The 15,821-nt window shown below is 70.7% G+C and carries 11 protein-coding genes and 1 pseudogene; 5 read left to right on the top strand and 7 right to left on the bottom strand.

Going from position 1 to position 15,821, the window contains the following annotated elements; genetic code table 11:
* Positions 1–2,356 precede the first annotated feature (2,356 nt).
* Both ABZX79_RS10470 and ABZX79_RS10465 read right to left on the bottom strand, forming a co-directional pair.
* Positions 2,357–2,506 (bottom strand): hypothetical protein, encoded by a 150-nt coding sequence (locus ABZX79_RS10470; protein ID WP_355254235.1) that lies wholly within the window; start codon positions 2,504–2,506, stop codon positions 2,357–2,359.
* A gap of 37 nt (positions 2,507–2,543) precedes the next feature.
* A complete protein-coding gene (locus ABZX79_RS10465) occupies positions 2,544–4,148 on the bottom strand; it encodes a FadD3 family acyl-CoA ligase (RefSeq protein WP_355254233.1) in 1,605 nt (534 codons plus the stop codon).
* A gap of 175 nt (positions 4,149–4,323) precedes the next feature.
* Here ABZX79_RS10465 and ABZX79_RS10460 point away from each other — a divergent pair, with 175 nt between their 5' ends.
* The 3 genes from ABZX79_RS10460 to ABZX79_RS10450 are packed head-to-tail and all read left to right on the top strand — an operon-like array spanning position 4,324 to position 6,761.
* On the top strand, positions 4,324–5,472 hold the full coding sequence (locus tag ABZX79_RS10460; protein WP_355254231.1) for a lipid-transfer protein: 1,149 nt from the start codon (positions 4,324–4,326) through the stop codon (positions 5,470–5,472).
* A gap of 3 nt (positions 5,473–5,475) precedes the next feature.
* Positions 5,476–5,922: an OB-fold domain-containing protein gene (locus ABZX79_RS10455; protein WP_355254229.1), complete on the top strand. Its 447-nt coding sequence runs from the start codon at positions 5,476–5,478 to the stop codon at positions 5,920–5,922.
* Positions 5,919–6,761: an enoyl-CoA hydratase/isomerase family protein gene (locus ABZX79_RS10450; protein ID WP_355254227.1), complete on the top strand. Its 843-nt coding sequence runs from the start codon at positions 5,919–5,921 to the stop codon at positions 6,759–6,761. Before ABZX79_RS10455 ends, ABZX79_RS10450 begins: the two co-directional genes overlap by 4 nt.
* Positions 6,762–6,810: 49 nt before the next feature.
* Here the strand turns inward: ABZX79_RS10450 and ABZX79_RS10445 are convergent, their stop codons facing one another.
* Entirely contained in the window at positions 6,811–8,046 is a 1,236-nt protein-coding gene (locus ABZX79_RS10445; RefSeq protein ID WP_355254225.1) for a serine hydrolase domain-containing protein, read from the bottom strand.
* A 203-nt stretch (positions 8,047–8,249) separates the two neighbouring features.
* Between ABZX79_RS10445 and ABZX79_RS10440 the strand changes: the two genes are divergently transcribed.
* Positions 8,250–8,927: a hypothetical protein gene (locus tag ABZX79_RS10440; RefSeq protein WP_355254223.1), complete on the top strand. Its 678-nt coding sequence runs from the start codon at positions 8,250–8,252 to the stop codon at positions 8,925–8,927.
* Positions 8,928–9,014: 87 nt separating this feature from the next.
* Here ABZX79_RS10440 and ABZX79_RS10435 read toward each other — a convergent pair whose 3' ends face one another.
* Positions 9,015–11,555, bottom strand: coding sequence for a PQQ-binding-like beta-propeller repeat protein (locus ABZX79_RS10435; RefSeq protein WP_355254221.1), 2,541 nt, complete (start codon positions 11,553–11,555; stop codon positions 9,015–9,017).
* A gap of 579 nt (positions 11,556–12,134) precedes the next feature.
* Positions 12,135–12,941, bottom strand: a pseudogene (locus tag ABZX79_RS10430) (VOC family protein); the annotation flags it as partial.
* Positions 12,942–13,243: 302 nt separating this feature from the next.
* On the opposite strand from ABZX79_RS10430, the gene ABZX79_RS10425 reads away from it, so the two are divergent.
* Positions 13,244–13,891 (top strand): TetR family transcriptional regulator, encoded by a 648-nt coding sequence (locus ABZX79_RS10425; protein ID WP_355254218.1) that lies wholly within the window; start codon positions 13,244–13,246, stop codon positions 13,889–13,891.
* A gap of 95 nt (positions 13,892–13,986) precedes the next feature.
* Here the strand turns inward: ABZX79_RS10425 and ABZX79_RS10420 are convergent, their stop codons facing one another.
* A complete protein-coding gene (locus tag ABZX79_RS10420; RefSeq protein ID WP_355254216.1) occupies positions 13,987–14,469 on the bottom strand; it encodes a nitroreductase family deazaflavin-dependent oxidoreductase in 483 nt (160 codons plus the stop codon).
* The gene (locus tag ABZX79_RS10415; RefSeq protein WP_355254214.1) at positions 14,469–15,701 is read right to left on the bottom strand and encodes an acyl-CoA dehydrogenase family protein; all 1,233 of its coding nucleotides are present in this window, start codon (positions 15,699–15,701) and stop codon (positions 14,469–14,471) included. Before ABZX79_RS10415 ends, ABZX79_RS10420 begins: the two co-directional genes overlap by 1 nt.
* Between the last annotated feature and the right edge of the window lie 120 nt (positions 15,702–15,821).

Below are 15,821 nucleotides of genomic sequence, written 5' to 3'. Positions count from 1 at the left end.
AAGCCCGTTGCTGATGTGGACGGGCGAACCCAGCACACCACCCATGCGACGGTCGGCACGGCCCGTATGGGGCCTCGCGTGGGCCGAAACACGCCCGTGGTGGCCGAAGGCGTTGCGCGTGCGACGGGTGGGACTGGATGGGCGTTGAAATTCATCAAGTGGCGGGTTAGTCGCATTCCAAGCCCGGAAACGGGCGAAAACCGGGCGCTACTGCGACACAAGCTGCGTCACACTGCCCAGACCAACTGACCTGTTCGATCTCTGTGCGCCGAAGCGCTCCATTGATGGTCGCAAGCGAGTCGCGTTCCGACGCCCGGAAGAAGCCGTTGCTGCGACTCAACACCACGCACGGCGATGACGGAATGCTGCGGGGGCCGAGGCGGTGGCGGCTGGCGGGCTGCCGCCCCATCCACTCCTGCCGCACTAGCAGGACCTGCTGCCCCGACAGTCGTCCTGTTCGGTCTCGCCCGGCTTTCTGGCAATGGGCCGAAACGCTAGGGCGAGGGTTTGAAGCGATACGGCGGAGAGGGGTGGGACTGGAGGGGGATTGGGATTCGCCAGGTGGTGGGTTAGTCGCGTTCCGATGCTTCGATTGAAGCCCGTCCACGACGAAAGCGGGACTGCTGTGGGTGAGACACCGGCTCATGGCGGCGCACTGGACCGCAGGGGTCGTGCTCGACGGCACACCGCGTGTCGACTGGGGTAGGTGAAGCAGTCGTGGTCGCTGGGGTTGGTGGGCCGTCGGGCATCGGCATCTGGTGGATTAGGTGCACGCCGAAGTCCGAGCCGGGCTGTTGGCGCGCAATGAAACCGGCATGTGACACATGTCGAGCCCTTCCCAATGCTCCGAAAGTAGGGCAAATGGGATGCCATGGTTCGTCTTCTGCCGGGTTCGTCCCATCCACCTGGTTAATAACCGGGACCGTTCCCCAGTCGTGGCCGACGTGCCGCAGCGACCAGCCACACATCAGCAGGACGTCGTCCCACCATCCCTGCCCGTCTCATCAGGCTCACCGCCCAGTCGGTCCCTCGCCCACCGGCCCGCCGTGATCACGCCCCGAGGTGGCCGAGCCCGCCCCACCGGGTGCCGGTGGGGGCCGGTGTGACTGGTGGGCCGTCGGGAGCCGCCTGCCTGCGCCGCGCCATTGGCTGCAACGAACCCCACACATGACGTACGTCGAGGCCTCCCACAAGGGGTGAAAATGGGGTGAAAAGGGGGCGCCTGTGTGTCATGTGCTGGGTTCGTCCCATCCCGCCGGTGTGGGAGCCGGGACAGTGCCCTATACGCCGACCGAGAGTCGCCAACTTGTTCATCTGTCCGGCCGAGAGTGTCGGCTGTCCCACTGGCGGGCCGAGAACGTGCGCCGCCCCTACCGGCCGGGCCGAAAGCTTCGAACCACTGTTGGCTTGGCCGGGAGTGTCGAGCCAGCCTGCGAGTCCGGTCGTTCATTCGGCCAGGCCGTCGGCAGGGCCCACCCGCCCCTGGGCGCCCCTCCACCCACTCGCATCAGCAACCTGCTTGCTGCCCAGCCGGCCACCGGCCGGGGTGGACGCCACACCCGGCTGAGTCACCCCATTCAACTGTCGCGTCCTATCCGCGCAGGTCAGGAATCCGCAGGTCGACTCGGTCGGTCGGCCGTCCGCCTGCGTGGGTGCTCGTGTGCGTGGGCATGGGGATGTCCCGCCAGTGGCCGTTCCTGCAGTCGCTGAGGCTGGGGGCGCGCCACCCCATAGACGTCATGCGCCCCACCCACTCGGCCGTCGGCCACCGAGCCGACCCGCGCCGCTTCCCGGAGGTAGCGTGCAGGGCGTTTTTCTTTGGGCCGTCCCCGTACAAGCGTTAGCGGTGGGCCGGGGCGGCGGGTCAAGGGTGGGCCGCAGGCACATCGCGCAGCGACGCGACGCAGGAGCGCCCTTGACGCGCCGTCACGGCCCACCGACCCTGGAGCGCTCGGGACGGCCCGAAACCCCCAGAAGCAAGCATTGGTTACCGACCCCCGCCGAGGGCGCGACGCCGCGCAGGCACTCGACCGGGGGCGCGCTACAGCGGCCAGACCCGCACCCGGGGGTGGCAGAGTTTCCTCATGTCGTCCTCGTCCGAGGTGTAGAGGACCACATCGCCCGGCTGCCTTCCCGCGATCACCGCGAGTGCCGCATCAAGAGCGTACTTATGACCGTGCAGCCCCGTATCTTCGGCGTCGGACCTTGCTGCGATAGGCCTCGATCAAGGTCATGGAGCTCGTCACCACCGTGATACCCATCCGGTGCGCGTCCTTCAGCCTGGCCGACCTCGCCCGGTCACCAAGGACAGCCCGCGACAGGCCCTCGCAATCCAGCACGTAATACGAATCGACCATCAGGCGGCCGACGAGTGGTTCTCGAAAGCAGCTGGGCCGCGCTCGGCAAACCAGCGCTCGTTGTCCCGTCGCTCCGCCTCTGCGGCCGCCAGCTCCTCCTCGGTGACCGGGCCGTACTCCCCCTCCAGGTCCGCGATCAGCTCACCCAACCTGTCCCGCTCAGACTATGGAGTGACCCACACCACTTCACCGATCCCGATCCCGGGCCCGCAGCTCCGTCTTCAGGACCTTGCCGCTCGCGTTGCGCGGAAGATCCGTGACGAACTCGACCTCCCTCGGGACTTTGTAGTTCGCCATTTCGCGGCGGGACCACGCCATCAAGTCGTCGGCCGTCAGCGTCGAGCCCGGGCGGCGTACCGTGTACGCCTTGCCCACCTCGCCCAGCCTCGCGTCCGGGACGCCGATCACCGCCACGTCCGCCACATCCGGGTGCAGGCCCAGCAATTGCTCGATCTCCGCCGGATAGGCGTTGAAGCCGCCCACTATGAACATGTCCTTGATCCGGTCGGTGATGCGCAGGTTGCCGGCCTCGTCCAGTACGCCCACATCGCCCGTACGCAGCCAGCCGTCCGGGGTGATGGCGGCAGCCGTCTCCGCCGGGTCCTCGAAGTAGCCCCGCATGACGTTGAAGCCCCTGACCAGGACCTCCCCGGGACTACCGCGCTCCGCCAGTACGCGGACCTCCGTACCGGGGATCGCGCGGCCCGACGTCGACGCGATCGTCTCCGGCGGGTCGCCCCGCCGGCACATCGTCACGATGCCCGACGCCTCGGACAGGCCGTACGCCGTGAGCACCGTGGCGATGTGGAGCTCCGAGCGGAGGCGTTCCACCAGTTGCAGAGGCACCACCGCCGCCCCTGTGACGACGAGGCGGAGGGCGGAGAGATCGTGGGTGTCACGGGACGGGTGGTCCAGAAGTGACTGATGGAGGGTCGGCGGGCCGGGGAGGACCGAGATGCGTTCGGCGGCGATGTTCGCCAGGACCGTGTCCACGCTGAAGACGGGCTGGGGGACCATCGTGGCCCCCCGCATCAGGCAGGCGATGATCCCCGCCTTGTAGCCGAAGGTGTGGAAGAAGGGGTTCACGATCAGGTACCGGTCGCCTTCGCACAGACCCGCCAGCTCGGACCAGATTGCGTAGCCGCGCAGCGTCTGCCCATGCGTGATCAGCGCGCCCTTGGGGCGACCCGTCGTGCCCGACGTGTAGATGATGTCGGAGGGCGAGGAGGGGGCGATCGTCGCCGCGCGAGCGCGTACCTCCGACGACAGCACCGCCTCGCCCCGCGCCAGGAAGTCCTTCCAGGTGCTGAAGTTTTCGGGCGCGTCGTCCGCCAGCACCACCACCTCCTCCAGGTGCGGAAGGGAGGGGAGCGGGCCGTCGCCCGCGCCGTCCGTCGTCGCACGGCGCAGGGACGCGACGTACGACGTGCCCAGGAATGTGCCCGTGACGAAGAGGAGTTTGGCCCGGCTGCGGTGCAGGACGTACGCCGCCTCCGCGCCCTTGAAGCGGGTGTTCAGCGGGACGAGGACCGCGCCCGCCGTCACCGCGCCGAGGGCGGACACGATCCAGTCCAGCGTGTTGGGCGCCCAGACGGCGACCCGGTCGCCCGGCTCGACCCCGTGCGCCATGCACGCCGCCGCCGCCCGCTCGACGCGCTCGCCGAGGTCGGCGTACGAGATCCGGGTCCGGCCCTCGACCACGGCCTCCCGCTCGCCGTGCCGTTCGGCCGCACTCCGCACCAGCTCCGGGATGCTGCCCCATCCGGCGTCCCCGCCGTCCGCTGCGCTCATCGCAAGCCCTCCACACCGCACGCCGACGCACTAGCTGACTATCCGTCAGATTAGCTGTAGCCTGACGCGCTGTCAGTAGTCAGTGGTCGGCAGCCGGCGACCAGCGACCAGCCGCCAGCCGCCAGCGACGAACAGCCAGCAGCCAGCAGCCACGACCATCGCGGAGGTACCCGACGTGGCGACGCTCAAAGATGCGACAGCGATAGTCGGTACCGGACAGACCGCCTTCGCCAACCAACTCCCCGACTCCGAAAAGACCTTGGCCTGCCGCGCCATACTCGCCGCCCTCGACGACGCCGGCATCGCCCCGTCCGAGGTCGACGGCCTCGCCTCGTACACCATGGAGGAGACCGACGAAGTCGAGGTGGCGAAGTCCATCGGAGCCGGCGACCTCACCTTCTTCTCCAAGGTGGGTTACGGCGGCGGCGGCTCCTGCGCCACCGTCGCCCACCTCGCCGCCGCCATCGCCACCGGCCAGGCGAGCGTCGGCGTCGCCTGGCGGTCGCGAAAGCGCGGGTCGGGGCCGCGGCCCTGGAAGAACACCGCCGTGCAGTTGCCCACCCCCGCCCAGTGGACCCGCCCCTCCGGCCTCCTGCGCCCCGCCGACGAGATCGGCATGCTGGCCCGCCGGTACATGCACGAGTACGGCGCCACCCGCGACCACCTCTTCAATGTCGCCCTCGCCTGCCGCAACCGGGCCAACCAGAATCCCGCCGCGATCATGTACGAACGCCCCCTGACCCGCGACATGTACATGAGCTCCCGCTGGATCAGCGAGCCGCTGTGCCTCTTCGACAACTGCCTGGAGACGGACGGGGCCCTGGCCTGCGTGGTCGTATCGGCCGAGCGTGCCCGCGACTGCCGGCAGAAGCCCGTGTACGTCCACTCCGCCGCCCAGGGCCTGCCCGCCCAGCACCACGGCATGGTCAACTACTGGAACGACGACCCACTCACCGGCCCCGCCTGGACCGCCGCCCGCCAGCTCTGGAAGCAGGCCGACTTCGGCCCCGACGACGTCGACGTCGCGCAGATCTACGACGCCTTCACCCCACTCATCCCGCTGTCCCTAGAGGGCTACGGCTTCTGCGGGAGAGGAGAAGGAGCGGCGTTCACCGAAGGCGGGGCCCTGGAGAGCGGCGGGCGGCTGCCGATCAACACCGGCGGCGGCGGGCTCAGCGAGGCGTACGTCCATGGCTTCAACCTCATCACCGAAGGCGTCAAACAACTGCGTGGCACCAGCACCGCCCAGGTACCCGACGCCGCCACCTGCCTGGTCACCGCGGGCGAGGGAGTTCCGACGTCCGCCCTGCTGCTGAGGAGTTGAGGGATGAGTGACAGCCTGCTCGCGCCCGTCGTCGACGACGACGGCGCGCCCTTCTGGGAGTACGCCGCCCAGGGCGAGCTCCGCATCCAGGCCTGCGCCGCCCCCGGCTGCGGCGAGCTGCGCTTTCCGCCCCGGCCCTGCTGTCCGCACTGTCAGTCCTTCGACAGCGAGTGGCGGCTGATGAGCGGCAAGGGACGCATCTGGTCGTACGTCCTGCCCCACCCGCCACTCCTGCCGGCCTACGCCGCCCAGGCCCCGTACAACGCGGTCGTCGTCGAGCTGGCCGACGCCCCGCACATCCGGCTCGTGGGGAATGTGGTCACCAAGCCCGACGCCGCGCTCGACTCCGTCGATCCGGCGCGGCTGCGCATCGGCGCGAGGGTGCAGATCGCGTTCACCGAGGGCGCCGGCGGCGTGACGGCGCCTCGGTGGCTCCTGGAGCGATCATGAGCAGGAGCGGGAGCAGGAGCGGGAGCGGGAGCAGTAACAGCAGCAGTAACAGCAGCAGCGACGCCCACGTCCGCGTCCGCGTCGAGCGGGACAAGGAGACCGGCGTCGCAGTCGTCACGCTCGACCGGCCGGAGAAACACAACGCCATCGATCTGGAGACAGCCGGCGAACTGGCCTCCATCTGGCGTGAGTTCCGCTTCGACGACAGCGTACGGGCCCTCGTACTCACCGGAGCCGGAGACAAAGCCTTCTGCACCGGCATCGACCGGGGAGTGGACGTACCCCAGCCCCCGTCGCCGTACTCGATCGACGATCCGCTCCTCACCATCGGGCCGAAGGCGAACGACCTGTGGAAGCCGGTGATCGCGGCGGTACGCGGCATGGCATGCGGCGGGGCCTTCTACCTGCTGGGGGAGGTCGAGTTCGTCGTCGCCGCCGAGGATGCGACGTTCTTCGATCCGCATACGACGTACGGGATGGTCAGCGCGTACGAGGCGATCTGCATGGCGCAGCGGATGCCGTTCGGCGAGGTCGCCCGCATGTCGCTGATGGGTACGGCGGAACGGGTGTCGGCGCGTCGGGCGTACGAGACGGGGCTCGTGTCGGAACTGGTGGCCCCGCACGACGTGTTGGGGGCGGCCGTCCGGTCGGCCGAAGTGATCGCGTCGTATCCGACTGAGGCTGTCCAAGGCACCGTACGCGCGGTGTGGGCGGCAACGGAGGGGGCGCGCCACCAGGCGCTCGCGCAGGCGCCGCACCTGGTGGCGCTCGGGAACCTGCCGCCGGACCGGCAGGCGGAGCTCTTCGCCGCCCGCCGGACCGGCTTCCGTACGCGCTAGGTGTAGCCCGTGTAGCCCCTGTAGTCCCTGTAGCTCCCGGGGAGACACCTCAGCGGCGGAACAGCTCGCAGACGAAGTCCTCCTGGACCTTCCGCAGCTTTGCCAGGAGCTCAGGCGTTTCCTGCTGGCTCAACTGGGTGTTGACGGAGACCGCCACGGAGCGTTTGCCGTCGGGCGTGGCGGCGGCGAACTGGGTGTAGCCCGGGATGGTGCCCGTGTGGCCGTAGACCACGCCACAGCGGGTCGTGTACTGGAACAGCGCCAGCCCGGCCTTGTTGCGGCCGGGTCCGGGGTTCACGGAGGAGCCGTTGACCCACTTCGTCTGCTGCTTCCGGGTCGCTTTCGAAAGGAGCGCGCCGCCCGCGTGGGCGCGCATGAAGGCGTTCATGTCGTTCGGGGTGGCGACCACCCCGCCCGAGGCCCAGAACCACGACGCGCTGAAGGCGGTAGTGACGTCCTCCGGCGGCTGTTCCGGCTCGAAGGCGTAGCCGTGGATGTAGGGCCGGGGAAGCAGGTGTCCGCGCGGCAGGCTGGTGTTGCGCAGGCCGAGCGGCCGGTAGGCCAGCCGGCGCAGCAGTTCCTCGTACGTACGACCAGTCACCGCCTCCGCCATCAGGGCCACCGCGATGTTCTCGGAGTTGGAGTACCGGTAGCGCGAGCCGGGCTTGAAGCGCAGGGGCTCGTCGGCGACGAAGTCGAGCAGCCTGCGCGAGTCCACCACGCGGCGCGGGTCTGCCGCCACCGCCTCCTGGAGCCCGGGGTCCTCCGTGAAGTCCGGCAGGCCGCTGGTGTGCTGAAGCAGCTGACGCAGCGTGACCTTGTGCCAGGCTCTCGGCAGGGCCGGCAGCCGCTTGCCGATCGTGTCGTCGAGCCGCAGCTTCCCCCGGTCCACGAGCTGGAGTGCGACGGACCCGCTGTACGCCTTGGCGACGCTGGCCACGCGCATGTGGTCGTCGGGCCGCGGCGGCCGTCCGGAATCCAGGTCCGCCACACCGGCCCGGTAGACCTTCACGTTCTTGCCCCGTTGCAGAACGGCGATGGCCCCGGGCGGCCCGTCCGGGGGCCCCACCAGCCCCTGGAGGGCCTCCTGCAACGCGCGGTCGTGCTGCCGGTTGCTGGTGCCGGGAGGCGTCTTGCTGTCGGGACGCGGCCCGTCGGCCTGTGCCGGCCCGGCGATCAGACCGATCGCACACGCCCCGGCCGCGACCAGGGCGGCGGTCGGCCGCAGCCGGGGTCGCAGTCGGGGGCTGAAGGGTCTACCGCGGTGGTTGGGTGCTGCACGCATGCCGGCGTACCTCCTGGAAGTCCGTCGCTCCCGGCGCATGCCGGGTCGCTCACGGCACAGCATCGGGCGAGCCGCACAGCAGCGCGCCGCCTGGTAGGCCATCTGGCCCGGGCCCGTTCACCGGCCGCCCCCCTTCTGTGACTGGCAACCGCCGCACGGTGGGCGTAGCGTCGTGATCCAGAGCCACCGGAAGGAGGCCGCCGATGTTGCGCAGTGTCCTCGGCTGGGTCCTGGCTCTCGTTGGAGCGACGGCCGCCGTTCTGAGCCCCTTCCGTGCCTGGTACGACGGCCGTCTCGGGCGCGACTACCGCATCGGTGATCTGTTCAGCGGCATTACGGAGAGCAAGGCCGGGCTGGTGGGATCCCTCCTGCTGCCCTTCGCCTTCGCCGCCCTGGTGGCCCTGATCGGGCTGCTGCTGAGATCCCGGCCGGCGGTCGCCCTCGCCGGGGTCGTCGTGCTCGGGTTCACGATCTTCTGGATGGTCCGTGTGGGCCAGGCGCAGGGAAGCCTCGCGGTCAACAACGACGGCACCGGCCTGAACGTCGGCGTCGCCTACGCACTCGCGGGCGGCGCACTCCTGCTGCTGGCCGCCGCCGTGATGCTCGGGCGCGGGCAGCGGCACAGGCATCGCGTGGACGGCAACAAACACCGGCGGCGCGAGCCCGTACCGGGGGAGGAGCACGAGCCCGTACGAGAAGAGCCAGGACGACCAGGACGAGAAGAGGAAGAGCCCTTCCCCAGGTATCCGCCGCCGCGCGGCCAGGGCGGGTATCCGCCGCCGCGCGGCCAGGGCGGGTATCCGCCGCCGCGCGGCCGGGACGACCGGGACGGGTGGGACGGCCGGGACGACCGGCCGGGCCCGTCGCCGTACCGCCCCTGACCGGTACCGCCCCTGACCGGCGACGGGCCGGTCGACCTCAAAACGACCCCTACGCGGGCCGGTCGACCTCAAAACGACCCACGACCCCTACGACCGGCCCGTCGCCGTGCCCTTCACCGCGTCCAGGGCGTACACACACCGGTCCTTGCTGCACGCGTACACCACACCACCCTGTGCCACCGGCGACCCGGTGATCTCGCCGCCCGTCGCGAGCTTCCAGCGCAGTTGCCCGCCGCTCGCATCCAGCGTGTACAGGCAGTGGTCGGCCGAGCCGAAGTGCACACGGCCGTCGGAGACGACCGGCGCGCCGACCACCTCGCCGCCCGCCGCGAAGCGCCACTTCGGCGTGCCCGTCACCGCGTCCAGGGTGTAGAGCGCGCTGCCGCTGCCCACGTGGATGTTGCCCGCGGCGACGAGCACCGGCTCGATGGACTGGCGGGACTCGGTGGCGATGCGCCAGCGGTCCTTGCCGGTGGAGGCGTCCAGGGCGTACACCGTGCCGAGGTAGTCGGCGAGGTAGATGCCACCGCCCGTGACGGCCGGACCCGGTGCGAAGGCGGGCGGGCTCAGGAAGACCGCGGGGGACTCGAAGTGCCACCGCACATGGCCGCCGGCCGCGTCGATGGCGAGGACCCGGGTCCCGGCGGCGACGTACACATAGCCGTCCGGCGCCGACGTCAGCCGCAGCGGGACTCCCCCGCAGGATGCCGCGTCGCCGATCGGGTACGACCAGCGCTCCATGCCGGTACGCGCGTCCAGCGCGCGCAGCCGCGCGTCCTTCCACACGTACACCGTGTCGTCGTGTACGGCGGGACCGGCCTCCGGGGTCTCGAAGTCGCTCTGCGCGCCGGTGAGTTCCCACAGCTTCTGGCCGTTGGACGCCTCCCAGGCCTGGATGCCGCCGCCCCGCGTGCCGGTCACGACCGTGCCGCGGTGGGCCTTGAGGGAGTACACCCACGCGTCGGTCTGGAGCCGCCAGCGCTCCTGGCCGTCGGCCGCGTCGAGGGCGTACAGCGTGGGGCCGTCGGAGGCGTGGATACGCCCGCCCTCGACCGCCATCGCCCAGGCGACGTCACGCGTCTTGAACTGTCGCCGGCCGCTGGCCACGTCGAGGGCGTGCACCTCGAAGGAGGTGACGTAGACGAGATCGCCCGCTACGGCCGGTGTGCCCCACACGTCGTTGGACATCCGGAACCGCCACGGCCGCCATCCCCCGGACGGCCCCGCGCCGTCCGCCGACTGTGCGGGCGGCGGAATGGCGGGGGGCGGCGGGGCGGTGGAAGGCGGAGGTACGACGCCGGCGTGGGCATCCGCGCCGTTCGGGGAGGCACTCACCCCGGCCGGGGGCCGGATCCACCCCGTGGCCTGCTCGCCGGGCACGTGAATGGCTGCGGCGGTCCGGCCGTCGAGCACGCGCGGACCTGGGCCGATCGGCACCTTCGCCCCGGGCAGGCGTACGGCGGCATGCTGCGGGGCGTGGGCGGCATGGTCACCGGCCTGTCCGGCGTGGGCTCCCTGAGGGCCGCCCTGGGCGCCGTGGGCACCCTGGGCGCCTTGCGCCGCACGGCCGGCGTGGGCGCCTTGCGGAGCGCGCCCATCCGGGTACGCCGGAGGCGCGGCTGCTGCGGCCTGCGACCGTGACGCCACCGGGGCGAACGGCGGCGGGCCCGGCGGCCTCGGCGGCGTGGAGTGCGCCCGGGCCGGCGGCGTACTCGGCGTGGACGGCAGCGCGGGACGTCCGCCCCGCCGCTGCTCGATCATCGCTGTGGCCCGTGCCGGCAGCCAGGCCGACGCCGTACCGCTGTCGTCCTCGCCGGAGTCGAAGAGGTGCGGCGAGAGCTGCGCCTGGAGGTCGGCCGGGCTGGGGCGCCGTACCGCCTCCATCTGCATGCACGACTCGATCAGCGGGCGCAGCTCGTCGGGCAGCCCTTCGACGTCGGGGCCTTCCCGCAGCAGCATGAAGACGGTCTCGACCGGGTTCGCGCCGTGGAAGGGCGCATGCCCGGTCGCCGCGAAGACCAGCGTCGAACCGAGCGAGAAGATGTCGCTGGCGCCGGTCACGCTGCGCGAGTCGCGCGCCTGCTCGGGGGACATGTAGGCCGGCGTACCGACGGCGACGTTGGTCATGGTCAGCCGGGTGTTCGAGACGCCCGACGCGATGCCGAAGTCGATGACGCGCGGTCCGTCCTCCACCACCAGGACGTTCGACGGCTTGAGGTCGCGGTGGACCAGGCCCGCCCCGTGGATGGACTGGAGCGCCTCGGCAATGCCCGCCGCCAGCCAGCGCACCGCCTGGGCCGGCATCGGCCCGCATTCATTCACTATTTCTTCGAGGGAAGGCGCGGGTACATACGCCGTGGCCAGCCACGGCACCGCCGCCCGCGGATCGGCGTCCACGACGGCGGCCGTGTAGAAGCCGCTGACGGCCCGCGCCGCCTCCACCTCGCGCGTGAAGCGGACGCGGAACAGCTGGTCCTCGGCGAGCTCGGTCCTTACCGTCTTGATCGCCACGCGCCGGCCGGACGCCGACCGCGCGAGATAGACCAGCCCCATGCCGCCGGCCCCGAGCCGGGCCAGTACCTCGAACGGGCCGATCCGCCGCGGGTCATGCTGCGTCAGCTGCTCCATAACTTGCCTGCCACCTCCCCGTACGAGGCCGTGAACACAGCCCCGTGAAGCGTCTCACCACTGGGCACCACCCAGCGGTGCGCACCCTGATTCTTCCTGTCGGAGGCGGTGGTGGCGAACCCGGGGGCGGACCGGGGTGTCTCACCCGGATTCGGACAGGTGACGCAGGCGCGTAATGTCGCTGATGACCTGCTACGTCCCGGTTTCGCGGGGCCGGTCGGGCTCGGGCCGCTCGGCAACCTCGCCAGTTTCGGCCACTTCGGCGGAGTCGGCCGAGTCGGCCACCTCGGCCGAGTCGGCGGACCGCGCCGGTGCGGCCGACTCCGCCGGTGCAGCCGACTCCGCCGGTGCAGCCGGTGCAGCCGGTGCAGCGGTCTCACCCGCCTCGGCGGTCGCAGCCCTGTCGGCCGACTCCCCCGGCTCGGCGGTCTTCGCCGCCTCAGCGGTCGCAGCGGTCTCAGCCGGCTCAACCGTCTCGGCCGGCTCAACCGCGTCAGCTGTCTCGCCGGTCCCGGCGGTCTCGGCGGTCTCGGCGGTCCCCGCCGTCCCGGCAGACTCAGCAGACTCCGCCAATTCAGCCAGCACAGCGAACGTGGCCCCCTGGTTGTCGGTGAGCACCGCGATCCGGCCGTAGGGCGTGTCGAAGGGCTGCGCCTGGACCCGGCCGCCGAGTTCGACCGCCTTCGACACAGCCCCGTCACAGTCGTCGACCACGAAATAGACCAAGAAGTGGTCGGGCATCTCGACCGGGAAGGCGTCCCCCATGACGCTGCGGCCCCCGATGGCGGCATCGGGGCCGGGCTCGGCACCCGCCGGGGACCACATTCTGAAGTCCTGGCCCGGTTCGTCGAGGTCGAGGTCGAAACCCTGGAAGCCGAAGACCGTCTCGTAGAAGGGGTCGGTCCGGTCCTTGTCGCGCGCGTAGACCTCGGTCCAGCAGAAGGAGCCGGGCTGGTCCCGCTTCTCGAAACCGGCCTGGCTGCCCGCCTGCCAGATGCCGAAGACCGCGCCGCCGGGGTCGGCGGCCACAGCCATCGTGCCGAGCGGGGGCACGGGCAGCGGGTCCGTCACCAGCTGGCCGCCCGCGTCCCTGATCTTGCGGGCCAGCGCCGCGGCGTCATCGGTGGCGAAGTAGACGCCCCAGGCGGTGGGCATGCGGCCGTCGAGTTTGGGCGCGAGGGCGGCGACCTTCTTGCCGCCACTGAGGGCGTTGACGAACGTGGCCTGCCCCCCGGCCCGCCCCGACCATCGCGTTCTGGCCCGGTCGTCGATGCCGGGGTCCTCAAAAGTCCAGCCGAACAGCCCACCGTAAAAGCGCTTGCCCGCTTCGACGTCAGCCAGCGTCACATCCACCCAGCACGGCATGCCTTCCGCGTATACGGCCATGAGCCCGGCTCCTTCCGTCGCGCAGGGCATGGGCGAGCTGTGGCGCCCGTCACAATCAAGCTAACGGGCCACCGCGCTCCGCGCAGCGGAGAAGAATCGAACAATTGATTCATTATCGGGGCATCACGCCATGGCGGGACTGGGTTGTCCACCGAAGTTGTCCACAGGCTGTTGATAAGACTATTCGAGTACGAGGCGGTCAGCAGGGTGGCGGCACACAGGAGCGGGCCGGGACATCTGGCCGGTTCCCCATTTGCAGTCGGCCGAATCGCGCTCCGATCACCCCTCGGTAAGCTGACGGCATGACAGGACAAGTACGCACCGTCGACGGCCGCGTGGCCGGACGACGCGGTCAGGCGACGCGGCAGAAGCTGCTCGACTGCCTCAGCGAGATGCTCAGCTCCTCGCCCTACCGCGACGTCAAAGTCATCGATGTGGCCCGGAAGGCGGGGACTTCACCCGCGACGTTCTACCAGTACTTCCCTGATGTGGAGGGCGCCGTCCTCGAAATCGCGGAAGAAATGGCAAAGGAGGGCGCCGGGTTGACCGAACTTGTCTCCGGCCGCTCCTGGGTCGGCAAGGCCGGCTGGGCCACCTCCGAAGAACTCGTCGAGGGCTTCCTCGACTTCTGGCGCAAAAACGACGCCATCCTCCGGGTGGTCGACCTTGGCGCCGCGGAGGGCGACAAGCGGTTCTACAAGATCCGCATGAAGATCCTGAACTCCGTGACCAACTCCCTTACGGACACCGTGAAGGAGCTCCAGGCCAAGGGCAAGGTCGACAAGGACATCAGCCCCGCCGCGATGGCCGGCTCGCTCGTCGCGATGCTGGCCGCGGTGGCCTCGCACCAGAAGGGCTTCCAGACCTGGGGCGTGAAGCAGACCGAACTGCGCCCGAACCTCGCCCTGTTGGTGCACTTGGGCATCACCGGCAAGAAGCCGACGAAGTAGGCCCCGCGCCCCCAACTCCCAACTTCCAACTCCCACCCGACCCAGTCCTGTCTACGCAGCGGCGGCCCCACACCGGTCCGCCGCTGTGGCATTTATCAGCGGCTACGCCGCTCCTCCAGCCGAAAAAGCCGGATCTCCCGCTCCACTCTCGCCTGGTACGTCGCGTACGGCGGCCAGAACTTCAGCACCGCCCGCCACGCCTCCTCCCGCTCGGCACCCTCCAGCCGCCGCGCCCTGACCTCGATGTCCTTGCCCCGCCAGCTGATACTGGCGTCCGGGTGCTTCATGAGATTGGCTGTCCAGGCGGGATGCCCCGGCCGGCCGAAGTTGCTCCCGATGAGAATCCACCTGCCGCCGTCCTCCGGCATGCAGGCCAGCGGTGTGGTGCGCGGCAGGCCGCTCCTGGCGCCCTTCACCGTGAGGATCACGCCCGGCAGCATCTGGGCGCTCAGCATCACCTTGCCGCGGGTCAGGCGGTGGACGGCGCGGTCCATGGCGGGGACGAAGTGCGGGGCGATCCGGGCGAAGGCGCGGGTCGAGGACACCCTCTGCATGAGCCGTACTCCGGGCGGCGGCATCAGGCCGTCACCCCTTGCTTCGCACCGGAAGTACCGGAAGTGCCAGAAGTATCGAAAGTACCGAAAAGCCCCGCTACCTGCGCCGCGTGGTCGCGCAGGCGGTGGACGGGGCCGAACAGCAGCTCGTCCGACGCCGCCCGCTTGAAGTACAGGTGCGCGTCGTGCTCCCACGTGAATCCGATCCCGCCGTGCATCTGGACGGCCTCCCCCGCGGTCGCACGCAGCGCCTCGACGGCGTGCGCGAGCGCGAGGCCCCCGGTGGCCGGGTCCCAGGCCGCGTAGTACGCCGCCGAGCGTGCGGCCTGGACCTGTACGTACAGGTCCGCCAGCCGGTGCTTGACCGCCTGGAAGGAGCCGATCGCGCGCCCGAACTGCTCGCGCGTCTTGACGTAATCGACGGTTCGCTCCAGCGCGTGCGAGGCTGCCCCGACCGCCTCGGCGGCGAGCATGACGGCGGCGGTACGCCCGGCTTCCGACAGCGCGGCAGGCACATCGGCAGCGTAGTCAGCCCCCAGCAACTCCCCTCCCACATCCCGCAATTGGATGCGCGCCTGGGGTCGGGTCTCGTCCAGGGCGGTCTGCCGTACGCGGACCAGCCCCGGCGCGTCGGCCCGTACGAGAAACAGCAGGGTGCGGCTGCGGGCGAAGCCGCCCGTGTGCGCGGCGACGAGCAGCAGGCCGGCGCTGTGCCCGTCGAGCACCTGCTCGGCTTCCCCGTACAGCGTCCAGCTTCCGTCGCGCTCGTCCGCAGCCGTACGCCGGGCCTGTACGCCGCCGGACCGGCCACCGCCCGCCCACTCACCGGCGGCGTTGTCGCCGGTGAGGGCGAGCGCGGCGGAGAGGCCGCTGCCGGGGACGGCGAGGGTGGCGGTCAGCGTGCCGTCGGCCACGGGCGGGAGCAGGTCGGCGCGCTGGGCGTCCGTACCGAGCGCGGCGATCAGCGGTGCGGCGAGCACGGCGGTGGCGAGCAGCGGGGACGGCAACAGGGCCCGCCCCGTTTCCTCGCAGGCGAGGGCGAGTTCGACGGTCCCGCAGCCGACTCCGCCGTAGGCGGCGGGGAGGGCGAGGCCGGGCAGCCCGATCTGTTCGGCGAGCTGCCGCCAGAGGTCGGGGTCGTACCCGGCAGTGGTCCGCACGGCCGACTTCACCTCGTCGGGACCACATCGCTTGGCCAGCAGTTCGCGCAGCGTGCGGCGGATCTCGTCCTGCTCCACGGTGAAGGCGGCGTCCATGGAACTCCCTCCGTATCTCCGTCTGACGGGCCGTCATGTTAGGGGTGTGTCCGCGAGATGCACAGGGGCGTGCGGCGGGTGCGGGCGATGGCTTTGGGCAAGCCGCAGACCCCAGACCAC

This window comes from Streptomyces sp. NPDC002994, assembly GCF_040611155.1.
GTDB lineage: Bacteria > Actinomycetota > Actinomycetes > Streptomycetales > Streptomycetaceae > Streptomyces.
The sequence above is the reverse complement of the archived record's forward strand: the minus strand, read 5'-3'. Positions and strand labels throughout refer to the sequence as shown.